At 34.6% G+C, this 20,775-nt stretch carries 33 protein-coding genes; 6 read left to right on the forward strand and 27 right to left on the reverse strand.

What is annotated here, in order from left to right; all coding sequences use genetic code 11:
• Window positions 1–14: 14 nt before the first annotated feature.
• The 24 genes from infA to rpsJ form a co-directional block, all read right to left on the reverse strand.
• Complete coding sequence (infA, locus tag HMPREF2586_RS01405; protein WP_001118443.1) at window positions 15–233, reverse strand: translation initiation factor IF-1; 219 nt, start codon at window positions 231–233, stop codon at window positions 15–17.
• A 173-nt stretch (window positions 234–406) separates the two neighbouring features.
• Window positions 407–1,057: an adenylate kinase gene (locus tag HMPREF2586_RS01410; protein ID WP_019468658.1), complete on the reverse strand. Its 651-nt coding sequence runs from the start codon at window positions 1,055–1,057 to the stop codon at window positions 407–409.
• A gap of 17 nt (window positions 1,058–1,074) precedes the next feature.
• Window positions 1,075–2,367: a preprotein translocase subunit SecY gene (gene secY, locus HMPREF2586_RS01415; RefSeq protein WP_046208418.1), complete on the reverse strand. Its 1,293-nt coding sequence runs from the start codon at window positions 2,365–2,367 to the stop codon at window positions 1,075–1,077.
• Window positions 2,367–2,807 carry a 50S ribosomal protein L15 gene (rplO, locus tag HMPREF2586_RS01420; RefSeq protein ID WP_046208824.1) on the reverse strand — a complete coding sequence of 147 codons (441 nt, stop codon included), beginning with the start codon at window positions 2,805–2,807 and terminating at the stop codon, window positions 2,367–2,369. Before rplO ends, secY begins: the two co-directional genes overlap by 1 nt.
• Before the next feature lie 16 nt (window positions 2,808–2,823).
• Window positions 2,824–3,003: a 50S ribosomal protein L30 gene (gene rpmD, locus HMPREF2586_RS01425; protein ID WP_002482630.1), complete on the reverse strand. Its 180-nt coding sequence runs from the start codon at window positions 3,001–3,003 to the stop codon at window positions 2,824–2,826.
• Window positions 3,004–3,019: 16 nt separating this feature from the next.
• Complete coding sequence (rpsE, locus tag HMPREF2586_RS01430) at window positions 3,020–3,517, reverse strand: 30S ribosomal protein S5 (protein WP_019468655.1); 498 nt, start codon at window positions 3,515–3,517, stop codon at window positions 3,020–3,022.
• 20 nt (window positions 3,518–3,537) lie between these two features.
• Window positions 3,538–3,900: a 50S ribosomal protein L18 gene (rplR, locus tag HMPREF2586_RS01435; protein WP_046208420.1), complete on the reverse strand. Its 363-nt coding sequence runs from the start codon at window positions 3,898–3,900 to the stop codon at window positions 3,538–3,540.
• A gap of 31 nt (window positions 3,901–3,931) precedes the next feature.
• Complete coding sequence (gene rplF / locus HMPREF2586_RS01440; RefSeq protein ID WP_019468653.1) at window positions 3,932–4,468, reverse strand: 50S ribosomal protein L6; 537 nt, start codon at window positions 4,466–4,468, stop codon at window positions 3,932–3,934.
• Between the two features lie 27 nt (window positions 4,469–4,495).
• Window positions 4,496–4,894: a 30S ribosomal protein S8 gene (gene rpsH / locus HMPREF2586_RS01445; protein WP_019468652.1), complete on the reverse strand. Its 399-nt coding sequence runs from the start codon at window positions 4,892–4,894 to the stop codon at window positions 4,496–4,498.
• Between the two features lie 31 nt (window positions 4,895–4,925).
• Complete coding sequence (locus tag HMPREF2586_RS01450) at window positions 4,926–5,111, reverse strand: type Z 30S ribosomal protein S14 (protein WP_046208421.1); 186 nt, start codon at window positions 5,109–5,111, stop codon at window positions 4,926–4,928.
• Between the two features lie 21 nt (window positions 5,112–5,132).
• Window positions 5,133–5,672 (reverse strand): 50S ribosomal protein L5, encoded by a 540-nt coding sequence (rplE, locus tag HMPREF2586_RS01455; RefSeq protein ID WP_046208422.1) that lies wholly within the window; start codon window positions 5,670–5,672, stop codon window positions 5,133–5,135.
• Window positions 5,673–5,694: 22 nt separating this feature from the next.
• On the reverse strand, window positions 5,695–6,015 hold the full coding sequence (gene rplX / locus HMPREF2586_RS01460; protein WP_070812604.1) for a 50S ribosomal protein L24: 321 nt from the start codon (window positions 6,013–6,015) through the stop codon (window positions 5,695–5,697).
• Window positions 6,016–6,056: 41 nt separating this feature from the next.
• Entirely contained in the window at window positions 6,057–6,425 is a 369-nt protein-coding gene (gene rplN, locus HMPREF2586_RS01465) for a 50S ribosomal protein L14 (RefSeq protein ID WP_019468649.1), read from the reverse strand.
• A gap of 30 nt (window positions 6,426–6,455) precedes the next feature.
• Window positions 6,456–6,719 (reverse strand): 30S ribosomal protein S17, encoded by a 264-nt coding sequence (rpsQ, locus tag HMPREF2586_RS01470; protein ID WP_019468648.1) that lies wholly within the window; start codon window positions 6,717–6,719, stop codon window positions 6,456–6,458.
• A gap of 26 nt (window positions 6,720–6,745) precedes the next feature.
• On the reverse strand, window positions 6,746–6,955 hold the full coding sequence (gene rpmC, locus HMPREF2586_RS01475) for a 50S ribosomal protein L29 (RefSeq protein ID WP_002482620.1): 210 nt from the start codon (window positions 6,953–6,955) through the stop codon (window positions 6,746–6,748).
• A complete protein-coding gene (gene rplP / locus HMPREF2586_RS01480; protein WP_019468647.1) occupies window positions 6,945–7,379 on the reverse strand; it encodes a 50S ribosomal protein L16 in 435 nt (144 codons plus the stop codon). Before rplP ends, rpmC begins: the two co-directional genes overlap by 11 nt.
• Window positions 7,380–7,381: 2 nt before the next feature.
• Entirely contained in the window at window positions 7,382–8,035 is a 654-nt protein-coding gene (gene rpsC, locus HMPREF2586_RS01485; RefSeq protein WP_019468646.1) for a 30S ribosomal protein S3, read from the reverse strand.
• 23 nt (window positions 8,036–8,058) lie between these two features.
• Window positions 8,059–8,412 (reverse strand): 50S ribosomal protein L22, encoded by a 354-nt coding sequence (gene rplV, locus HMPREF2586_RS01490; RefSeq protein ID WP_019468645.1) that lies wholly within the window; start codon window positions 8,410–8,412, stop codon window positions 8,059–8,061.
• A 28-nt stretch (window positions 8,413–8,440) separates the two neighbouring features.
• Window positions 8,441–8,719, reverse strand: a complete 279-nt coding sequence (gene rpsS, locus HMPREF2586_RS01495; RefSeq protein WP_019468644.1) for a 30S ribosomal protein S19 — start codon at window positions 8,717–8,719, stop codon at window positions 8,441–8,443.
• A gap of 64 nt (window positions 8,720–8,783) precedes the next feature.
• Window positions 8,784–9,617: a 50S ribosomal protein L2 gene (rplB, locus tag HMPREF2586_RS01500; protein ID WP_046208423.1), complete on the reverse strand. Its 834-nt coding sequence runs from the start codon at window positions 9,615–9,617 to the stop codon at window positions 8,784–8,786.
• A gap of 27 nt (window positions 9,618–9,644) precedes the next feature.
• Window positions 9,645–9,920 (reverse strand): 50S ribosomal protein L23, encoded by a 276-nt coding sequence (gene rplW / locus HMPREF2586_RS01505; RefSeq protein WP_046208424.1) that lies wholly within the window; start codon window positions 9,918–9,920, stop codon window positions 9,645–9,647.
• A complete protein-coding gene (gene rplD, locus HMPREF2586_RS01510) occupies window positions 9,920–10,543 on the reverse strand; it encodes a 50S ribosomal protein L4 (protein WP_046208425.1) in 624 nt (207 codons plus the stop codon). The genes rplW and rplD overlap by 1 nt, the downstream gene beginning before the upstream one ends.
• 27 nt (window positions 10,544–10,570) lie before the next feature.
• Entirely contained in the window at window positions 10,571–11,230 is a 660-nt protein-coding gene (gene rplC / locus HMPREF2586_RS01515) for a 50S ribosomal protein L3 (RefSeq protein WP_046208426.1), read from the reverse strand.
• A 27-nt stretch (window positions 11,231–11,257) separates the two neighbouring features.
• On the reverse strand, window positions 11,258–11,566 hold the full coding sequence (gene rpsJ / locus HMPREF2586_RS01520) for a 30S ribosomal protein S10 (protein WP_002482611.1): 309 nt from the start codon (window positions 11,564–11,566) through the stop codon (window positions 11,258–11,260).
• A gap of 352 nt (window positions 11,567–11,918) precedes the next feature.
• Here rpsJ and HMPREF2586_RS01525 point away from each other — a divergent pair, with 352 nt between their 5' ends.
• Complete coding sequence (locus tag HMPREF2586_RS01525; RefSeq protein WP_070657860.1) at window positions 11,919–12,311, forward strand: hypothetical protein; 393 nt, start codon at window positions 11,919–11,921, stop codon at window positions 12,309–12,311.
• A 130-nt stretch (window positions 12,312–12,441) separates the two neighbouring features.
• Here HMPREF2586_RS01525 and HMPREF2586_RS01530 read toward each other — a convergent pair whose 3' ends face one another.
• Both HMPREF2586_RS01530 and HMPREF2586_RS01535 read right to left on the reverse strand, forming a co-directional pair.
• Complete coding sequence (locus tag HMPREF2586_RS01530; RefSeq protein ID WP_046208428.1) at window positions 12,442–13,776, reverse strand: NCS2 family permease; 1,335 nt, start codon at window positions 13,774–13,776, stop codon at window positions 12,442–12,444.
• A 111-nt stretch (window positions 13,777–13,887) separates the two neighbouring features.
• Window positions 13,888–16,026: a DNA topoisomerase III gene (locus HMPREF2586_RS01535; protein ID WP_070812605.1), complete on the reverse strand. Its 2,139-nt coding sequence runs from the start codon at window positions 16,024–16,026 to the stop codon at window positions 13,888–13,890.
• A 121-nt stretch (window positions 16,027–16,147) separates the two neighbouring features.
• Here HMPREF2586_RS01535 and HMPREF2586_RS01540 point away from each other — a divergent pair, with 121 nt between their 5' ends.
• The 3 genes from HMPREF2586_RS01540 (at window position 16,148) to HMPREF2586_RS01550 (ending at window position 18,935) form a co-directional block, all read left to right on the forward strand.
• Window positions 16,148–17,017: a GNAT family N-acetyltransferase gene (locus HMPREF2586_RS01540; RefSeq protein ID WP_070657864.1), complete on the forward strand. Its 870-nt coding sequence runs from the start codon at window positions 16,148–16,150 to the stop codon at window positions 17,015–17,017.
• 190 nt (window positions 17,018–17,207) lie between these two features.
• Entirely contained in the window at window positions 17,208–18,065 is an 858-nt protein-coding gene (locus tag HMPREF2586_RS01545; protein ID WP_046208430.1) for a RhaT/GlcU family sugar-proton symporter, read from the forward strand.
• A gap of 78 nt (window positions 18,066–18,143) precedes the next feature.
• Window positions 18,144–18,935: a glucose 1-dehydrogenase gene (locus HMPREF2586_RS01550; protein WP_070657865.1), complete on the forward strand. Its 792-nt coding sequence runs from the start codon at window positions 18,144–18,146 to the stop codon at window positions 18,933–18,935.
• A 137-nt stretch (window positions 18,936–19,072) separates the two neighbouring features.
• Here the strand turns inward: HMPREF2586_RS01550 and HMPREF2586_RS01555 are convergent, their stop codons facing one another.
• Complete coding sequence (locus HMPREF2586_RS01555) at window positions 19,073–19,981, reverse strand: AEC family transporter (protein ID WP_046208432.1); 909 nt, start codon at window positions 19,979–19,981, stop codon at window positions 19,073–19,075.
• 147 nt (window positions 19,982–20,128) lie between these two features.
• Here HMPREF2586_RS01555 and HMPREF2586_RS12790 point away from each other — a divergent pair, with 147 nt between their 5' ends.
• The gene (locus HMPREF2586_RS12790; RefSeq protein ID WP_164987263.1) at window positions 20,129–20,305 is read left to right on the forward strand and encodes an SE1832 family protein; all 177 of its coding nucleotides are present in this window, start codon (window positions 20,129–20,131) and stop codon (window positions 20,303–20,305) included.
• Window positions 20,306–20,368: 63 nt separating this feature from the next.
• Window positions 20,369–20,686 (forward strand): membrane stabilizing protein MspA, encoded by a 318-nt coding sequence (gene mspA / locus HMPREF2586_RS01560; protein WP_046208433.1) that lies wholly within the window; start codon window positions 20,369–20,371, stop codon window positions 20,684–20,686.
• The last annotated feature ends 89 nt before the right edge of the window (window positions 20,687–20,775 follow it).

Raw genomic sequence — 20,775 nt, forward strand, 5'->3', positions numbered from 1 at the left:
TTATGGAGTGACGATTATTTATAACGATACGTAATTCTTCCGCGTGTTAAATCATACGGAGACATTTCTACAGTTACTTTGTCGCCAGGTAGAATTCGAATATAATTCATTCTGATTTTACCACTAACGTGAGCTAAAATCTCATGACCATTTTCTAATTCTACTTTAAACATTGCATTTGGTAAAGTATCTAATACTGTACCTTCTAATTCAATAACATCTTGCTTAGCCATTTATTAACTTCCCCCTTTTTACAATAGTTGGTTATCGTCTAAGATCAACTCTAACCCTACGAGTCTATAAGTGTTGTTAATAAGTTCAACAAAATTAAAATGAATTACTATATCGCATTGTCACTCTTTTTCGTTTATACTCTTGGCATTACATAGACCGTACAAAGTTGATACTATTTTAGATTCTCAAGAATATCGATTACGTTTGAAGTAACCTCGTTAATATCTTTTGAACCATCAATGTTTTTCAATACATTTTCATTATCATAGTATTCTAGGATTGGCTTAGATTGTTTCACATTGACATTTAAACGATTTGCAACTGTCTCTGGGTTGTCATCTTCACGTTGGTATAATTTACCACCGTCAATATCACAAATGCCATCAACTTTTGGAGGATTGAATACAAGATGATAAGTGTGCCCGCATTTTTCGCAAATTCTACGACCAGTAAGGCGGTTCATTAATTCTTCTTCAGGTACCTCTATATTGATAACAGCATCAATTTTTCTATCTAATTCTTGCATGATTTCACTTAATGCTTTTGCTTGTTCAATAGTACGAGGAAAGCCGTCAAGTAAGAATCCTTTTTTTGCATCGTCTTCAGAAATTCTTTCTTTTACGATGCCCACAGTAACTTCATCAGGGACTAATTCTCCACGATCCATGTATGATTTAGCTTCTTTGCCTAAATCCGTTTCATCTTTAATCGCTTTTCTGAACATGTCTCCAGTAGATATGTGTGGAATTGGGAATTTCTTAACAATTTCACTCGCTTGAGTTCCTTTACCTGCGCCAGGTAAACCCATTAAAATGATATTCATAAGTGCCCTCCTACAATTTATCTACCACCAAAGCCTCTATAATCTTTTTGACTCACTTGAGCTTCAAGACTCTTCATTGTTTCAATCGCAACACCAATTACGATAAGTAGACTTGTACCACCGACTTGAATCGATTGTGGTAAGTCCATCACCTTAGTAGCAATGATTGGTAGTATAGCAACGACAGCTAAGAATATTGATCCTACAAAGGTCAATCTGTAGAGAACTTTAGTAATATATTTTTTTGTTTGTTCGCCAGGTCTAATACCCGGAACATAACTTCCTTGTTTTTTAAGGTTATCAGACATCTTTTCAGGATTGACTTGTACAAATGCATAGAAATATGCAAATGCAATAATAAGGATTACATAAACAATCATCCCTATATTATTCGATGGATTTGCAACGTCAGATACTTTTTGCGCCCAACTTGCATCAGGGAAGAACAAAGTTAATGTTCTTGGTAATAAGAAGAACGCCATTGCAAAGATGACTGGGATAACCCCTGCAGAGTTAACTTTCAAAGGTAAATATGTTGCTTGTGAACCTAATCGTTGTGCAGACTGTTTTTTCGCATATTGAATTGGTATTTTTCTAATAGCTTGTAGTACGAATATTGCACCAACTGTTAGCAATATCATTCCAACAATTAACCCAATAACTTTTAACCATGCTAAAGTTGTGTCATCTTGTCCTACAAAGGACTGTTGGTAAAACTGGATTAATGATGAAGGTAATGAAGATAAAATACCTCCAAAGATAATGATGGAAATACCATTACCAACACCGAATTGAGTGATTTGTTCACCTATCCAAATTAAAAACGCTGTTCCAGCTGTTAATACAACAGCTATTGTCAGGTAGCTTATTACGGACTGATCCATAATAAGTTGACCTTGTAAATAATTATTAAATTGGAACGCCATTCCTATTGATTGGATAAAAGCAAGTACAATCGCAAAATAACGGGTTACGTTATTAAGTTTCTTTCTACCTGCATCACCTTGTTTTGCCCACTCTGAAAACTTTGGAACAATATCCATTTGTAATAACTGCATCACAATTGATGCAGTAATATATGGCATTATACCCATGGCAAAGATAGAAAAGTTCTGCAAGGCTCCGCCACCAAACGTATTCAGTAAGTCAGTGACACCTTGAGAACCTTGTTGACTGTCAAAAGCAGCTGGATTTACGCCAGGTGCTGGAATATAAGTACCTATTTTAAAAATAACTAACATTGCGAGCGTAAAAAAGATCTTGTTACGAACTTCTTTTGTAGTAAAGAAGCTCACAAGCGTTTGAAACATTAGATCACCTCGTGTGCTCCGCCTTTAGCATCAATAGCTTCTGCTGCAGAAGCAGAGAATTTGTTAGCTTTCACTGTTAACTTCTTGTCAAGTGAACCATTGCCTAGTACTTTAATACCAGATTTTTCACTTTTAACTACACCAGATTCTACTAATAAAGCAGGAGTTACTTCAGTACCATCCTCAAATTTATTAAGTTGGTCTAAGTTAACAATAGCATATTCTTTGCGGTTAATGTTAGTAAAACCTCGTTTTGGTAAACGGCGGAATAAAGGTAATTGTCCACCTTCAAATCCTGGTCTGATACTACCACCTGAACGCGCTTTTTGTCCTTTTTGTCCACGGCCACTAGTTTTACCGTTACCAGTAGCTGCACCACGACCTACGCGGTTACGAACTTTACGAGAACCTTCTGCTGGTTTTAACTCATGTAATTTCATTTCGGCACCTCCTTAATTATTTTTCTTCTACTGTCACTAAGTGACTTACTTTGTTGATTTGCCCACGAATAGCAGGGTTATCTTCAACAACTACTGAAGAGTTTGTTTTTTTCAAACCTAAAGCTTCAACAGTTTTACGTTGTGTTTCTGGACGACCTATAACACTACGAGTGAGGGTAATTTGTAATTTAGCCATAACTTATTTTCCCTCCTTAATTATATAATTCTTCTACTGACTTGCCACGTAATTTCGCAACTTGTTCAGCATTTTTAAGGTTTTGTAATCCATTAATTGTTGCACGCACCATGTTGATTGGTGTGTTTGAACCTAAAGATTTACTTAAGATATCAGTGATACCTGCTAGTTCTAATACCGCACGAACAGGACCACCCGCAATAACACCAGTACCAGGTGCAGCTGGTTTCATTAATACACTACCTGAACTGAATTGTCCAGTAATCATGTGAGGAGTTGTACCTTCGACACGTGGAACTTCAACTAAGTTTTTCTTAGCTGCTTCAACTGCTTTTTTGATTGCTTCAGGTACCTCTTGTGCTTTACCAGTACCGAATCCAACGCGACCGTTTTTATCTCCAACTACTACTAAAGCGCTGAAACGGAAACTACGACCACCTTTTACAACTTTTGCAACACGATTAATTGTAACAACGCGTTCTTCAAATTCTTTCGCTTCTTCTCTACGAGCCATGTAAATGTCCCTCCTTTAAATTAAAATTCTAAACCATTTTCACGAGCTGCTTCTGCTAATGCTTTAACACGTCCGTGATATAAATATCCTCCGCGGTCAAATACAATTGTTTTTACGCCCTTTTCATTTGCTCTTTTAGCAATTGTTTCGCCGACTTTAGCTGATAAATCAACTTTAGATCCAGTTTCATTAGCTAGATCTTTTTCTTGTGTTGAAGCTTGTGCTAATGTTTTGCCATTAACATCATCGATAACTTGTGCATAAATGTGTTTGTTTGAACGATAAACATTTAGACGTGGTTTTTCAGCAGTGCCAGACAATTTGTTACGGACACGTGCATGTCTTTTCAAACGCACTTTGTTTTTATCAATTTTGCTGATCATTTTATTACTCCTTTCTTCTGAAAGTTATTTATTATTTACCAGTTTTACCTTCTTTACGGCGAACGTATTCACCTTGGTAACGGATCCCTTTACCTTTGTAAGGTTCTGGAGGTCTTACTGAACGGATGTTTGAAGCAATCGCTCCAACTTGTTCTTTTGAAATACCTTCTACAGTTACTGTAGTGTTTTTATCAACACCGAAAGTGATTCCATCTTCAGCTTTAAATTCAACTGGATGTGAGTATCCAACGTTTAATACTAGGTCATTACCTTGCATTTGAGCACGGTAACCAACACCTACAAGCTCAAGTGTTTTTTTATAGCCATCTTTAACACCTAGAATCATATTATTAATCAAAGCACGAGTTGTACCATGAACTGTTCTATCATTTTGAGAATCAGTTGGTCTAACAACTTCTAATGTGTTTTCATCTTGCTTATATGTCATTCTTTCATTCATTGTTTGTGATAATTCGCCTTTTGGACCTTTAACAGAAACTGTATTTCCTTCGATAGTTACTGTAACGTCGCTAGGGATGTCAATAATTTTTTTACCAACACGACTCATGTTATCGCACCTCCTTGTTATTAATTATTACCAAACGTAACCTAAGATTTCTCCACCAATATTACGTTTTCTTGCTTCTTTATCAGTGATTACACCTTCAGAAGTAGAAACTAATGCAATACCTAAACCATTTAATACTTTAGGTACTTCGTTTGCTTTAGCATAAACACGTAAACCTGGTTTTGAGATACGTTTTAATCCAGTGATAACACGTTCATTGTTTTGACCATATTTAAGGAATAAACGGATAACCCCTTGTTTATCGTCTTCAACGTATTCTACGTTTTTAATGAAACCTTCACTTTTTAATATTTCAGCAATTTCTTTTTTAATATTTGATGCAGGTAATTCTAACTTATCGTGACGCACCATGTTTGCGTTTCTTACACGAGTTAGCATATCTGCAATTGGATCGTTGATTGTCATTGAATGTTGCCTCCTTTCAGACTTTTTTCTATTACCAGCTAGCTTTACGAACGCCAGGGATTTGGCCTTTATAAGCTAATTCACGGAAACAAATACGGCATAATTTAAATTTACGATATACAGAATGTGGACGACCACAACGTTCACAACGCGTATATTCACGTACTTGGAACTTTTGTTTTTTTTGTTGCTTAGCAACCATTGAACTTTTAGCCACTTAATTAGCCTCCTTTAGAGATTATTTTTGAAATGGCATACCGAATTGTGTTAACAATTCACGAGCTTCCTCGTCAGTGTTAGCAGTTGTTACGATAACGATATCCATTCCTCGTATTTTACTTACTCGGTCATAGTCGATTTCAGGGAAAATTAATTGTTCTTTAACACCTAAAGTGTAGTTACCTCTACCGTCAAATGCTGATTTTGATACACCACGGAAGTCACGAACACGTGGAAGTGATACCGCAATTAATTTATCTAAAAAGTCATACATTCTTTCACCGCGTAAAGTTACTTTAGCACCGATTGGCATACCTTCACGCAAACGGAATGTAGCGACAGATTTTTTCGCTTTAGTTACTAATGGTTTTTGACCAGTGATAGCTTGTAATTCTTCTACAGCATCATCTAATACTTTAGAGTTTTGTACAGCATCACCAACACCCATGTTTACTACAATTTTTTCTATTTTTGGTACTTCCATTACAGAACTATAGTTGAATTTTTTTACTAAGTCCGTTGTAACTTCAGTATTAAATTTTTCTTTTAAACGATTCACAGTGGATCCTCCTTTCAATTAATTATTCATTATTAGATTTAATTTCTTCGCCAGATTTTTTTGCAATTCTAACTTTTTTACCGTCTTCGAATTTGTAACCTACACGAGTAGGTTCATTCGTTTTAGGGTCTAATAATTGTACATTAGAAACATGGATTGCTACCTCTGTTTCTAAGATTCCACCTTCAGGATTAAATTGAGTTGGTTTTTGGTGTTTTTTAATAGTGTTAACACCTTCCACAACGACACGGTCTTTTTTAGGTTCAGTAGCTACTACTTTACCTTCTTTACCTTTGTCTTTACCTGCGATAACTTTTACGTTGTCACCTTTTTTGATATGCATGTGTGGCACCTCCTTAAATTTATATATTTATAAATAGTTTATTAAAGTACTTCTGGAGCTAATGATACAATTTTCATGAAATTACCTTCACGTAATTCACGCGCAACTGGTCCAAAAATACGAGTACCACGTGGGCCTTTGTCGTCACGAATGATGACACATGCATTTTCATCAAATTTGATATATGAACCGTCATTACGACGTACACCTGATTTAGTACGTACAACAACAGCTTTAACTACTTCACCTTTTTTGACAACGCCGCCTGGTGTAGCATGTTTAACAGTAACGACGATTACGTCACCAATGTTCGCTGTTTTACGACCAGATCCACCTAATACTTTGACTGTAAGTACTTCACGTGCACCAGAGTTATCTGCTACTTTTAATCGTGTTTCTTGTTGGATCATGTGTTAAACCTCCTTTATCTTCACTGTTTATTAAATAATTACTGATTCTTCAACAATATCTACTAAACGGAAACGCTTAGTTGCTGATAAAGGACGTGTTTCTTGAATCTTAACGATGTCCCCTAATTTAGCTGAGTTGTTTTCATCATGTGTTTTGTATTTTTTAGAGTATTTTACTCGTTTGCCATATAGTTTGTGTGTTTTGTATGTTTCAACAAGTACAGTTACTGTTTTATCCATTTTATCGGAAACGACTCTACCTACATAAACTTTACGATCATTTCTTTCGCTCACTTTAGTAACCTCCTCTTTCAATTTGATTATTGATTAGCCTTACCTTGTTCAATTTCTCTTTCACGAGCAACAGTTTTTAGACGTGCAATCGTTTTTCTTACTGTACGAATACGTGCAGTTTCCTCTAATTGTCCTGTAGCTAACTGAAAGCGTAGGTTAAAAAGCTCCTCTTTTGAAGATTTGATTTGTTCTTCGATTTCAGAAGTGGTTAAGTCTCTAATTTCCTTAGCTTTCATTTGTTTCACCACCCAATTCTTCACGTTTTACAAACTTAGTTTTAACTGGAAGTTTGTGACTAGCTAAACGTAATGCTTCACGCGCAACTTCTTCGTTTACGCCTGCAACTTCAAATAAAATTCTACCTGGTTTTGCAACAGCAATCCAGCCTTCAACGGCACCTTTACCAGCACCCATACGAACTTCTAAAGGTTTTTTAGTGTAAGGTGTGTGTGGGAAGATTTTGATCCAAACTTTCCCGCCACGTTTCATATAACGAGTCATTGCAATACGAGCTGATTCGATTTGACGAGATGTGATCCAAGACGTTGTAGTTGCTTGTAAACCATACTCACCAAATGTTACATAGTTACCGCCTTTAGAACGACCAGTTGTTTTAGGACGATGTTGACGACGATATTTAACACGTTTTGGTAGTAACATTATTATTTTCCTCCTTCACTAGTGTTCTTAGTAGGAAGAACTTCTCCACGATAAATCCACACTTTGACACCTAACTTACCATAAGTTGTGTCTGCTTCTGCGTGTGCATAGCCTATGTCAGCACGTAGTGTATGAAGTGGAACAGTTCCTTCTGAATATTGTTCTGCACGAGCGATATCAGCACCAGCTAAACGACCAGATACTTGTGTTTTGATACCTTTAGCGCCTTGTTTCATCGCTCTTGTAATAGCTTGTTTTTGTACACGACGGAAAGATGCACGATTTTCTAATTGACGCGCAATGTTTTCCGCTACCAATTTAGCATCTAAATCTACTTTTTTGATTTCAATTACGTTGATGTGTACTTTTTTATTTGTTAATGAATTTAATTTGTTACGAAGTTTTTCTATTTCTGAACCGCCTTTACCGATTACCATACCAGGTTTACCAGTGTGAATAGCGATGTTGATACGATTAGCAGCACGTTCAATTTCTACATGAGAAACTGAAGCTTCACTTAATGCGTTATCAATAAACTTACGGATTTTTAAATCTTCGTGTAATAATGATGCGAAGTCTTTTTCTGCATACCATTTAGCTTCCCAATCACGGATTACACCGACACGAAGTCCAATTGGATTAATTTTTTGACCCACAGTGTTCCCTCCTTAAGATTTTATTAAGCTTCTTTAGCTTCTTCTTTACCGTCACTTACGACGATTGTAATGTGGCTTGTACGTTTGTTAATCGCACTTGCACTACCTTGTGCACGTGGACGGAAACGTTTTAAAGTTGGTCCTTCATTAGCATAAGCTTCTTTAACTATTAACTCATCTGTGTTCATGTCATAGTTATGTTCTGCATTAGCTAAAGCGGACATTAATAATTTCTCAATTACTGGTGATGAAGCCTTGTTTGTTAATTTCAAAATCGCTATCGCTTCACCAGCGCTTTTGCCTCTAATTAGATCTAATACTAATCTAACTTTACGAGGTGCGATTCTTATTGTTTTAGCAACCGCTTTTGCTTCCATTCCAATTTCCTCCTCTACCTGTTAGATATTATCTTCTTGTTTTTTTATCGTCTGCAACGTGACCTTTAAATGTACGTGTTGGTGCAAACTCTCCAAGTTTATGACCAACCATATCTTCTGTTACAAATACAGGCACATGTTTACGTCCATCATATACAGCGAATGTATGTCCGATGAAATCAGGGAAAATAGTTGAACGACGTGACCAAGTTTTGATTACTTGTTTTTTCTCGCTTCCGCTTTGAGCTTCAACCTTTTTCATTAGGTGATCGTCAACGAAAGGTCCTTTTTTAATACTACGAGCCATAGTGGCGCCTCCCTTCTTATTATGTGCGTGCAGCGGTTAAGCCGCACACCCAAATAAGTTATTTTTATTTTTTCTTACGTCCACGAACGATAAGTTTATCTGATGATTTTTTACCGCGACGTGTTTTCTTACCAAGTGTTGGTTTGCCCCAAGGTGACATTGGAGAAGGCATACCGATTGGTGCGCGTCCTTCACCACCACCGTGTGGGTGATCGTTAGGGTTCATTACAGAACCACGAACTGTTGGACGGATACCTTTCCATCTTGAACGTCCAGCTTTACCAACGTTAACAAGTTCGTGTTGGATATTACCAACTTGTCCAATAGTAGCACGGCAAGTTGAAAGAATCATACGTACTTCGCCAGATCTTAATCTGATTAATACATATTTACCTTCTTTACCTAATACTTGTGCACTTGCACCAGCAGAACGAGCGATTTGTCCACCTCTACCAGGTTTCAACTCGATGTTATGAATAACAGTACCTACTGGAATATTTTGTAGTGGTAGTGCATTACCTACTTTAATATCTGCTTCTGCACCACTTTCAAGTGTTTGACCTACTTTTAAGTTTTTAGGTGCAATAATATAACGTTTTTCTCCATCAGCGTAAAATAACAATGCGATATTTGCTGAACGGTTTGGATCATATTGAATTGAATCAACTTTTGCTTGGATACCATCTTTGTTACGTTTGAAATCAATTACACGATATTGACGTTTGTGTCCACCGCCATGATGGCGTACAGTCAATTTACCTTGATGATTTCGTCCCGCTCTTTTCGGTAGCGGTTGTAATAGTGACTTTTCAGGAGTAGTTTTCGTAATTTCAGCGAAATCTAAACTAGTCATATTACGACGACCGTTAGTAATTGGCTTATATTTTTTTAGAGCCATTGTCGTTTACCTCCTTATTGGTAATTTTTAGTTAAATAGATCGATTGATCCTTCTTTTAATTTAACGATTGCTACGCGTCGTTTGTTTGTATAGCCTTGGTAACGGCCCATACGTTTTTTCTTTGGTTTGTAGTTAATAATATTCACATTATCAACTTTTACATCAAAGATTTCTTCTACAGCGATTTTTACTTGTGTTTTATTCGCACGAGTATCAACATCGAATGTATATTTGTCTTCAGCCATTGCAACTGAAGATTTTTCAGTGATTACGGGGCGCTTAAGAACGTCTCTTGCTTCCATTATCCGAGCACCTCCTCAACTTTTTTAGCAGCTGCTTCTGTGATTACGACACTGTCAGCGCTTGTTAAATCTAGAACGTTTAAACCTTGTGCAGTTGTTACTTGAACACCTGGGATGTTACGTGCTGAAAGTGCAACATTTACATCTTCAGATTCAGTGATTACTAACACTTTTGTAGGTTGTTCTAAGTTAGAAAGTACAGTTTTGAATTCTTTTGTTTTCGGAGTTTCAAAACTTAATGTATCTACAATTGTTAAGCTATTTTCTTGTGCTTTGAAAGATAATGCTGAGCGTAAAGCTAAACGACGCATTTTCTTAGGCATTTTGTAAGCATAGCTTCTTGGTGTTGGTCCGAATACGATACCACCACCACGCCATTGTGGCGCACGAATAGTACCTTGACGCGCACGTCCTGTACCTTTTTGTCTCCATGGTTTACGTCCACCACCACGTACTGCTGAACGGTTCTTAACAGCATGTGTACCTTGGCGTAATGAAGCACGTTGTAAATTAATTGCTTCAAAAAGAACGTTGTTGTTTGGTTCGATTGCAAATACTGCATCGCTTAATTCAACTGAACCTGATTTAGTTCCATCTACTTTTAATACATCATAATTTGCCATTATGCATTTCCTCCTTTCGCTCTATAATTATTTATTACCTTTAATTGATGAAGAAATTTCTAAGAATCCTTTTTTTGGACCTGGTACGTTACCTTTTACTAAGATAACTTTGTTTTCAGCGTCAACTTGAACTACTTCTAAGTTTTGGACTGTTACTGTGTTTCCGCCCATACGTCCTGGCATTTTTTGTCCTTTGAAAACTTTTGAAGCATCAGATGCCATACCTACTGAACCAGGTGATCTATGGAAATGAGAACCATGAGACATTGGTCCACGTGCTTGGTTATGGCGCTTGATAGCACCTTGGAATCCTTTACCTTTAGATACGCCAGTTACATCGATGATGTCACCAGCTTCAAATGTTTCAACTGAGACTTCTTGACCTACTTCGTATTCATCAACATTGACGTTTCTGAATTCACGAATGAAGCGCTTAGGTGCTGAGCTCGCTTTTTTAGCGTGACCTTCAGCTGGCTTATTAGCATATTTGCTTGATTTGCTTCCTTTTTTGTAAGCTGCTTTATCAGCATAACCTACTTGGATTGCATTATAGCCATCTACTTCTTCAGTTTTCTTTTGTAATACTACGTTTTCACTAGCTTCTACTACTGTTACAGGGATTAAATCACCGTTTTCTCCGAAAACTTGTGTCATCCCGATTTTTCTTCCTAAGATTCCTTTGGTCATCGAAAGTCCACCTCCTAAATTTTTCTATTATAATTTGATTTCGATGTCTACACCAGATGGTAAGTTTAAGCCCATAAGAGCATCTACTGTTTTAGGTGTAGGGTTAACAATATCGATTAAGCGTTTATGTGTACGTTGTTCGAATTGTTCACGTGAATCTTTATACTTATGCACGGCACGAATTACAGTGTAAACTGATCTTTCAGTCGGTAACGGAATTGGTCCAGAAACATCTGCACCAGAACGTTTTGCTGTTTCAACAATTTTTTCTGCAGATTGATCGATAACTCTGTGATCATAAGCTTTTAATCTGATTCTGATTTTTTGTTTTGCCATAATTTTCCCTCCTTATTCGTCTACATTTAAGTGATAGACTTCTCCACGAAAACTATCTCACACAGCGCCATGGCAAAGCGGCCGGGTGTGTCAGTAACCTTTCGCTTCATCGCGTGTTCTTAAAGTCCAACATTAGATATGTTACATGAAAAGCAGTGATTTATCAAGCTTTTCTGCAAAAGTTTTTACTATTTGCCTAACACATACCTTGTTATTATACTTGAACTACTTATTCAGTTCAACCTCTTTTCGGAAATTTTTGATGTTTGTAATTTTAATTGATTATTTGTTCTTTTTTATTTCTATTTCATTTATTTCGTTTATACTATTATTTAGTTAGGAGTGAATATTAATGAAAAGTGGTATTCGTACAACGCTTATAATTTTGAGTTTAATAATAATTGCTGGTGAGTTTATATATGGTATTCCGTTTTTAGGTGGGAGTATTATTTTTAGTTTTGGTTGGCAACCTTTATTAATCAATGCATTGCTCTACTTTGTAATCGTGATTATATTAGTCGTTGATAAACAAAATTCTATTAAACCAATGTTAGTGATTCCTTTATTAGGTGTTTTCGGTTCCTTTTTAGCATTTGTACCTTTTGTTGGTATGATTGTGCATTGGATTTTATTCTTTTTAATGTTGTTCTTTGTGTTAATTATTTTTTCGACACCACTTTATGTTCCAAACAAACATGCAAAAGTTGTTTATACACAACACAAACAAGAGAATAAGAAGTTTTAAAAATATATAGTTATGATAGCTATATTATAATGAAGAAACACATCCTTTTTTATAAAATTTTTATTAGTAATAAGTGCTTACAAAAAAATCCTTTTGCTGCGATACGAAACGCTGCAAAAGGATTTTTTATTTAGCCGTGAACAAATACAAAATATAATATAAACAATATCATTAAAGCATACATGATTGGGTGGACTTCTTTATGTCTTTTAGAAATCAACATTGTGATTGGATAAAAGATGAAACCACAAGCAATACCAGTTGCGATTGAATAGGATAATGGCATCATAATAATCGTGATAAATGCCGGTACGGCAACTTCGAATTTTTTCCAATCTATTTCCGCAAAGTTGGCAGCCATCAATACGCCCACGACTACAAGCGCTGGTGTAGTCACTGCACTTGTTACTACTTCCATTAAAGGACTAAAAAATATAGCTAATAAGAAACAAAAACCTGTAACAACACTAGCAAATCCAGTACGCGCCCCTACAGCGACACCTGACGTAGATTCAATATAGGAAGTTGTTGTTGTCGTACCAAAAATTGAACCAACTATCGTTGCTAATGAATCAGAAAATAGTGCGCGTCCAGCTCTCGGTAATTTATTATTCTTCATCATACCTGCTTGTGTTGCTACTGCAACAAGTGTACCTGCAGTATCGAAGAAATCTATAAATAAAAACGTTAAAATTACAATTAAAAATTGCACAGTGAACAACTGACCGGGATCTTTGAATGCTTCAAAAGCGGCTCCAAAAGTAGGTTCAATACTTGGTACTTTGCCTACAATGCCACTTGGTGTATGTATTAATCCTGTAAGCATACCTAAAATAGATGTTAGTACCATACCAATAAATATAGCACCAGGTACTCTAACAGCATACAGAATCACTGTTATTATAATTCCAAATATTGTTAACAATACTGGACCATCAGTTATATGACCCAAAGTCACTAATGTAGAATCATTATTAGTAATAATTCCTGAGCTTTGTAATCCTACAAATGTAATAAACAAACCTATACCCGCTGAAACCGCCATTTTCATTTGATAGGGTATTGCATTAATAATGGTCTCTCTTAAACCTGTCATAGTTAGTATTGCAAAAACTACACCAGAGAATAACACACCAGTCAAACCTACTTGCCATGGAATTCCCATTGTTAACACCACTGTAAATGCGAAAAACGCATTTAAGCCCATGCCGGGTGCTAAGGCAATTGGATACCTAGCTATCAAGCCCATGAATAACGAACCAACAAACGCTGCTAGTGCTGTAGCAACAAAAATAGCACCTTGATCCATTTTCATATTTTCTGAAACACCTTTTACGCCTGCTAAACTTAGTACTTGAGGGTTGACAGCTAAGATATATGCCATTGACAAGAAAGTTGTAAGCCCACCAAGTATCTCTTTCTTATAGTTTGTTTTATGTTTTTCAAACTTGAAATACTTTTTCACGGTTTAGTTCTCCTTTTTTTAAAATACCTACACATTCTAATACCAATTTCATTATTTTACAATAGCAAACACGAACTTCTTGTCAAAATTAATGCTATTCGTTCGATTTATTTAAAATTTCAAACCTTTTAACGCATCTTGAAATGGATTGTTCTCTAAGCCATCATTGTTATTCATATATTTTTTTAAATCTTTTTTGTTTACTTTATCTGATTTTTTATTTTTATGACGTTTATCCATTTGTGCTTGTGTTTCAGTATGTCCGCACACACAACGATATACTGCTTCTTTTCCTTTTCCAAACAACATCATTTTTTTATGGCAATTTGGACAACGCGCATTGGTTTTTCTTTGAATATTCTTTTTAGTTTTACATTTCGGATCCTGACAAACTAGCATTTGTCCATTTTTAGTTTTAACTTTAATCATAAATTTGCCACATGTAGGACATTCCGTTGTGGTTAAATTATCGTGTTTATAATTCTGTTCGCTTTCTTTTATTTCACTGACAACTTCATGTGTGAAATTTTTCATCTCAGATATAAATTGATTGGCATTATATTTACCTTGTTCTATTAAAGATAGTTTTTCTTCCCACTCAGCAGTTAATAGCGGAGATGTTAATTTTTGTGGTGCAAGCTCTAGTATTTGTTTTCCTTTAGAGGTAACTTTGATTTTACCGTCACGTGATTCGATTGCATTCATATTAAATAATTTTTCAATGATATCTGCTCTAGTCGCAACAGTTCCAATTCCACCTGTTTCTTTTAATGTTTCATTATATTTTTTATTGTTTAATTTAAAGAATTTTTGTGGGCTTTCCATCGCTTTTAATAATGTACCTTCATTAAAATATGAAGGTGGCATTGTTTCATGGTGCTCAATTTTAGCCTGTGTGATATGCAATTTGGATGATTTTGTTAATTTTTCTATTTGCTCGTTTACTGATGCTTCAGTTTCATAAATCGCTTTAAACCCTAATTTTTTAGTGATTTTATCTTTAAATTCGAATTTATATTTCTCACTTACAATTTGGATTGATACAGCCTCGTATTCGTGTGGCGGCATAAGATTTTCTAAAAATCTTTGAGCAATCATCAGATAAATTTTTGTTTCACGTTGGGTTAGTTGATTCATATCTGGACGTACTTCTGTTGGAATAATTGCATGGTGGTCTGATACTTTTTGATTATTTATAAATTTTTCATTTATTGAAAAAGATTGTGTTAATTGTTTTTTTGCAATTTCTTTTAACGATGTGCCCATGATAGCTTGTATTCTATCTTTTAGTGTATTTACCATATCATCAGTTAAATAATTAGAATCTGTTCGTGGGTATGTTACTAGTTTATGTCTTTCATACAAAGTCTGTAAAACATTCAATGTTTCTTTTGGACCAAAGTGATAACGTTTGTATGCCTCTTGTTGCAAATCTGTTAAACTGAACAGTTTAGGTGCATAGGACTTTTTATGTTTTTTATTAATACTTTCAATCAAACCGTCTTTCTCACTGATTTCACTTTTTATCTTTTCAAAAACTGATTTATCATTACTTGTCTCTGGCGTCACACATTGGAATGTAAGCCCCCCAGCAACAATATTCATTTTAAAATAAGTTTGTGGAGAAAAGTGATTAATTTCGTTTTGTCTCATTTGAACGAGTTGTATCGTCGGTGTCTGAACTCTACCGAGAGACAATTGTGCATCATATTTCGTAGTTAATGCACGCGTTGCATTGATACCAACAATCCAGTCTGCCTCACTTCGAGCAAGTGCTGCATAATATAAATTGTTAAATTTACGACCATCTTGTAATTTTGAAAAGCCATCTTTAATTGCTTTTTTTGTTACTGAACTAATCCACAATCTTTTAATCGGTTTCTTATTATGAGATTTATCCAAAATTAAACGCGCAACAAGTTCACCTTCTCTACCGGCATCTGTTGCGATAATAATATCTTTTGTGTTTTTGTTATTGATTAATGATTGTACAATAGAAAATTGTTTTTTGGTCTTACTTATGACAACCGTCTTCATACGGTTAGGTATAATAGGGAGATCGTTAAGTTTCCATTCTTTATAATTATTATCATATTGTTCTGGCGTAGCATTTGTAACTAAATGCCCCAATGCCCAAGTCACAATATATTTATTATTTTCAAAGTAACCATTACGTTTATCATTTATATTTAATGCTTGCGCAATATCTCTACCTACAGAAGGTTTTTCTGCAATAATGAGTGATTTCATAATTTCGTCCTTTCAGTTCAATGATATTCTTATTGTAACATGTATATAGCACATCAAAACTTCCATTTACATGAAAAAGTTCTTATAATTAACTTAATAGTTCATCATATGGAGGTATTATATGAAAACAACAAATCCGAACGATGTCGATCAAATCTTGGAATTTTTGAATAATGCTAACTATCAATCTGCTTCTTATTTGTACAAATTACCACAAATGCATAATGATATTAGGTCTGCTATTACCAATGCAATACAGGATCCTGGTGTATTTGCACAAGTGAACAATCAAGATGAAATTACAATGTTACTTTTAGCTTTAAAGTACGAAGATAATAAATATAAAGTATTAGGCCCATTCATACACAAAAATATTACGCCTACTATCGAAGAAATGACACAACTTTTTGATGCTTTAGCTCAAAGTAAACCTGATACTGCAAATTTTAATTTTTCTTTTGAAGAACATGAACAAGAATACTTACCGTTTATGAAATCATTAGGTGCATCCTATAGCTTTACTGACTACTATCTCATTTCTACAAAAGATATTGGAAATGTTGGTAATGAACAAAATATTATTGAATATCAACCTGCGTTCTATCCTTATTTTAGTAAATTACATGATCAAACATTTAAACATGATGTAATGACTGCTGCTGAAATTGTAAAATCATTAGATGAGTACCATCGCCTATTTATATTCATGTCTGAAGGATTATTAAAAGGTTATTTATATCTTGAAATCGCTGAAAACAACCATATAGCTGAAATCAAATACTTTTCTTCGCACTCTGATTACAGATTAATGGGGATTGCTTTTGATTTACTATCATATTCTCTACATTTTGCTTTTTCAACTTTTGATATTGATAAGATATATTTTAAAATACGCAGTAAAAATACTACACTTGTTGAGCGTTTCAACGAATTAGGTTTTAACATTAATTATGAATATAAAAAATTCAAGTACGTAGCGGCATACATTTAAATTATAAGTGTTTTATATTTTTACATTTTTAATATCCATCTAGACTATTTTAAAAATTAAAAAGCTGAACTGTAATCTAATATTTTTACTATTCGATACCTTTACTTTAAAATGAGTGTCTAGGGCAATCTTCAGTGATTGTTTTATAAAGGGAAAGTAAAAATAAATAGAGAGTGAGTGAAGCTTAATTATGGATTTATTAATTGCCCTGCTCCCAGCATTATTTTGGGGAAGTGTTGTTTTAATTAATGTACTCGTTGGTGGTGGCCCTTACAATCAAATCAGAGGGACTACTTTCGGTGCACTTATCATAGGTATCTTATTATTACTTACTGGCAATACAAAATTCGATGACCCCATCGTCATTATTGTAGGTTTAATATCTGGTGCTTTTTGGGCATTAGGACAAGGTTATCAATTAAAATCAGTCAGTTTAATTGGCGTATCTAAAACAATGCCAATTTCAACAGGGTTACAACTTGTAGGTACCACTTTATTTAGTGCTATATTTTTAGGTGAATGGAGTACTGGCACACAAGTAATTCTTGGCTTAGTTGCAATGATTTTACTTGTTGGCGGTATTGCGCTTACTTCAATTAAAGGTAAAAATGAAGCTTCAGAAAGTACGAAAAACTTTGGTAAAGCAATTCCTATCTTGTTAATTTCCACTGTAGGTTATGTCGTCTATGTTGTAGTTGCACAAATTTTTGGTGTTGATGGTATGAATGCCCTATTTTTCCAATCTATTGGTATGGCAATAGGTGGATTAATATTATCAGCTAAACATGAAACTACGATTAGAAGTACAGTTTGGAACCTGATACCAGGTGTCATATGGGGTATAGGTAACTTGTTTATGTTCTATTCACAACCAAAAGTAGGTGTGGCGACAAGTTTCTCATTTTCACAATTATTAGTAATTGTTTCTACACTTGGTGGCATTTTCCTTTTAGGTGAACGAAAAGATAAACGTCAGATGATAGGCATCTGGACAGGTATCATTTTAATCGTTATCGCTGCATTTGTTTTAGGCAATATTAAAGCTTAATCAAGTATTATAAAACTGTATTCGACTAAACACTTTAATTCATCAAAATTTATGCCGAATAACTAGGAGGAATCTTAAATGTTTAAAGATTTAGCAGGAAAAGTAGTCATTATTACTGGGGCTGGTAGTGGTATTGGAAAAGCCATGGCAGAGCAGTTTGGTGAAGAACAAGCGAATGTCGTATTAAACTACAGATCCGAACGTCATATGGATGCTATAGAAGCCTCAATTAAATTAATTGAAAATGCTGGTGGCAAAGCATTAAAAGTTCAAGCAGATATCTCTAAAGAAAATGATATTGATCACCTCATTCAAACTACTGTAAATCACTTTGGTACATTAGATATCATGATTAACAATGCCGGATTTGAAAAAGCAATCCCAACACATGAAATGCCTTTAGATGAGTGGCAAAAAGTAATTGATATTAACCTAACAGGTGCTTTTTTAGGTTCCAAAGCAGCAGTTAATCAATTTCTAAAAGAGAATAAAAAAGGTGTTATTCTTAATACTTCCAGTGTACATGATAAAATCCCTTGGCCTAATTATGTGAATTACGCTGCTAGTAAAGGCGGTTTAAAATTAATGATGGAAACAATGTCTATGGAATATGCTCAATATGGCATCCGCATTAATAATATTTCACCAGGGGCAATTGTAACGGAACATACAAAAGAAAAATTTTCAGACCCAGCAACACGTGCAGAAACATTAGAAATGATTCCGGCAAAAGAGATTGGTGAAGCAAATGAAGTCGCAAATGTAGCAAGATTTCTTGCCTCTGATTTAGCAAGTTATATTCATGGAACTACCATTTACGTTGATGGCGGAATGACTAATTACCCCGCGTTTATGGGAGGTAAAGGATAAAGTCATCACGCCAATCCAAACACATGCATTTAGTCATTAATACTTATGATCAATATTTAAGGGTCCGGGACACCATTGATGTGTCCCAGACCCTTATTTTTTATATTTAAATCGTTTCATAGTCTTCCAAAAATCAATTAAACAAATAACGCTTGATATACATACAATATAATAATGCTAATTAAAATCGTTAAATTACTCACCATTCCAACGAGTGGCAAAGTCTTATACTTAAATTGAATGGAATAAGGTATAATAGCAACACCTACTGGTAATAACCAAGCAACTTGTAGTGTTGTTTTAATCATATCATTATCAACTGGTAAAAAGAAGTAAACGAGCAATCCTGCGATGATTCCCAATCCATAATGTAAACCTAAATACTTTAAAGCAATAGGCAAGAAGCGTTTATCAATACTAAAGTTGAGCATCAAACCTAATAATATCATTGAAAGTGGCATATTAGCGCCAGATAGTACAGAGAAAAATTTAATTACAGGCTCTGGGAAGTGTATATTAAGCATATTTAATATAAACATAATGATATATGTCATTAAAGGAACCGATTTAAGTAAATTCTTTCCTAAATATTTAAAATCAAAATTATCACCTGCACTACTGAAATAACTGCCAACAAAGTATGTAACACCAAACATAATCATTGCGCCACCTATATCTGCCATTCCAAAATATATCATTCCTGTTTTAGGCCATATCGCTTCTACAAGTGGATAAGCAAATAAACCAATATTTAGCGAAGCTGTCATCATGCCAACTGTTCCACGTATGTGATTGTCATATTTTAAGAAAAACCAAATCACGATGACCTTAGCGATAACACCATACAATATCATCATTATCGGTAATATTGATAGTGACAAATCTAAACTTGCACCATTTAAATTAACAATCACTAAAGAAGGTAATGTTATGTTTAATACGAGTGTTGAAAAGACTTGACTATCGTTAGCTTTAAAGTAATTTATCCGTTTGAGTACATAGCCTAATGCAATGAGTAATATAATAATGATAAATTGTTGGGTCACATTATTCCTTCTTTCATCCAATCATCTGTTTTCATTCTATTTTCATACTTTAACATAAGTGGCAACCATTTTAGAAGCTTTCGAATCCATGTTATAATTCAACTTATATACGAAATGCTTACATTAAACAAAAATGGAGGTAATTGAATGGATTTAAATGATAAATTAGCGGAACTGAAATATGATTATGTTAGATTACAAGGAGACCTCGAAAAAAGAGAATCAGTTAATCAATCTGTGGATCCTTTAATAAAACAACTTGAAAAAATAGAGCAAGAAATGTCAGAGGTACGTTCAGAAATTAGACAAAAAGAAAATAAATAACATCCTAGTAAATCAATAACTTACATGCTAAGATTAAGGGCGAACATAGAAAGGATGTAATAAATGCAACTGTATCTTATATTTTTGCCAGTGTTATATTTAATCGTAAGTTACATAAGTATATTTAAAATGAACACCATTATAACGCGTATTTTACGTATTATTATGTCTTTACTTTTATTATTCGTGGTAGCTATTACAACATTATCGTTCCCAGCAATCAATTGGTGGGTCTTTATTGTCCTACTGCTTATCATAGGTAATGTAGAAATTACAGCTTTCAAAAACGGCAAAAAAGACCAAAAAGCCGTTCAAATTTTAAATATAATGAGCGTTATCTTATTTGTAATTTATGTTATTTTGACTTTAGTTTTATATTAAAAACCACTATTTTAAAATACTGTAACGTCACACATATAAATCAGCCCCGACAAGATTTCTGATTAAAAGAAACTTATCGGGGCTGATTT

The sequence above is a fragment of the Staphylococcus sp. HMSC034G07 genome (genome assembly GCF_001835975.1).
GTDB lineage: Bacteria > Bacillota > Bacilli > Staphylococcales > Staphylococcaceae > Staphylococcus > Staphylococcus ureilyticus.

Bases quoted from the DNA above. Each gene is read 5' to 3' on its own strand.
- rplO (WP_046208824.1), bottom strand. From the start codon at position 2,807: ATGAAATTACATGAGTTAAAACCAGCAGAAGGTTCTCGTAAAGTTCGT.
- rpsE (WP_019468655.1), bottom strand. From the start codon at position 3,517: ATGGCTCGTAGAGAAGAAGCGAAAGAATTTGAAGAACGCGTTGTTACA.
- rpsS (WP_019468644.1), bottom strand. From the start codon at position 8,719: ATGGCTCGTAGTATTAAAAAAGGACCTTTCGTTGACGATCACCTAATG.
- HMPREF2586_RS01525 (WP_070657860.1), top strand. From the start codon at position 11,919: ATGAAAAGTGGTATTCGTACAACGCTTATAATTTTGAGTTTAATAATA.
- rplC (WP_046208426.1), bottom strand. From the start codon at position 11,230: ATGACCAAAGGAATCTTAGGAAGAAAAATCGGGATGACACAAGTTTTC.
- rplW (WP_046208424.1), bottom strand. From the start codon at position 9,920: ATGGAAGCAAGAGACGTTCTTAAGCGCCCCGTAATCACTGAAAAATCT.
- rplB (WP_046208423.1), bottom strand. From the start codon at position 9,617: ATGGCTCTAAAAAAATATAAGCCAATTACTAACGGTCGTCGTAATATG.
- HMPREF2586_RS01540 (WP_070657864.1), top strand. From the start codon at position 16,148: ATGAAAACAACAAATCCGAACGATGTCGATCAAATCTTGGAATTTTTG.
- HMPREF2586_RS12790 (WP_164987263.1), top strand. From the start codon at position 20,129: ATGGATTTAAATGATAAATTAGCGGAACTGAAATATGATTATGTTAGA.
- rplR (WP_046208420.1), bottom strand. From the start codon at position 3,900: ATGATCAGCAAAATTGATAAAAACAAAGTGCGTTTGAAAAGACATGCA.
- HMPREF2586_RS01545 (WP_046208430.1), top strand. From the start codon at position 17,208: ATGGATTTATTAATTGCCCTGCTCCCAGCATTATTTTGGGGAAGTGTT.
- rpmC (WP_002482620.1), bottom strand. From the start codon at position 6,955: ATGAAAGCTAAGGAAATTAGAGACTTAACCACTTCTGAAATCGAAGAA.
- rplD (WP_046208425.1), bottom strand. From the start codon at position 10,543: ATGGCAAATTATGATGTATTAAAAGTAGATGGAACTAAATCAGGTTCA.
- rplX (WP_070812604.1), bottom strand. From the start codon at position 6,015: ATGCATATCAAAAAAGGTGACAACGTAAAAGTTATCGCAGGTAAAGAC.
- mspA (WP_046208433.1), top strand. From the start codon at position 20,369: ATGCAACTGTATCTTATATTTTTGCCAGTGTTATATTTAATCGTAAGT.
- rplN (WP_019468649.1), bottom strand. From the start codon at position 6,425: ATGATCCAACAAGAAACACGATTAAAAGTAGCAGATAACTCTGGTGCA.
- rplP (WP_019468647.1), bottom strand. From the start codon at position 7,379: ATGTTACTACCAAAACGTGTTAAATATCGTCGTCAACATCGTCCTAAA.
- secY (WP_046208418.1), bottom strand. From the start codon at position 2,367: ATGTTTCAAACGCTTGTGAGCTTCTTTACTACAAAAGAAGTTCGTAAC.
- rpsJ (WP_002482611.1), bottom strand. From the start codon at position 11,566: ATGGCAAAACAAAAAATCAGAATCAGATTAAAAGCTTATGATCACAGA.
- rplV (WP_019468645.1), bottom strand. From the start codon at position 8,412: ATGGAAGCAAAAGCGGTTGCTAAAACAATAAGAATCGCACCTCGTAAA.
- rpmD (WP_002482630.1), bottom strand. From the start codon at position 3,003: ATGGCTAAATTACAAATTACCCTCACTCGTAGTGTTATAGGTCGTCCA.
- rpsH (WP_019468652.1), bottom strand. From the start codon at position 4,894: ATGACAATCAACGATCCAATTGCAGATATGCTAACTCGTGTAAGAAAC.
- HMPREF2586_RS01535 (WP_070812605.1), bottom strand. From the start codon at position 16,026: ATGAAATCACTCATTATTGCAGAAAAACCTTCTGTAGGTAGAGATATT.
- infA (WP_001118443.1), bottom strand. From the start codon at position 233: ATGGCTAAGCAAGATGTTATTGAATTAGAAGGTACAGTATTAGATACT.
- HMPREF2586_RS01410 (WP_019468658.1), bottom strand. From the start codon at position 1,057: ATGAATATCATTTTAATGGGTTTACCTGGCGCAGGTAAAGGAACTCAA.
- HMPREF2586_RS01550 (WP_070657865.1), top strand. From the start codon at position 18,144: ATGTTTAAAGATTTAGCAGGAAAAGTAGTCATTATTACTGGGGCTGGT.
- rplF (WP_019468653.1), bottom strand. From the start codon at position 4,468: ATGAGTCGTGTTGGTAAAAAAATTATTGACATCCCTAGCGACGTTACA.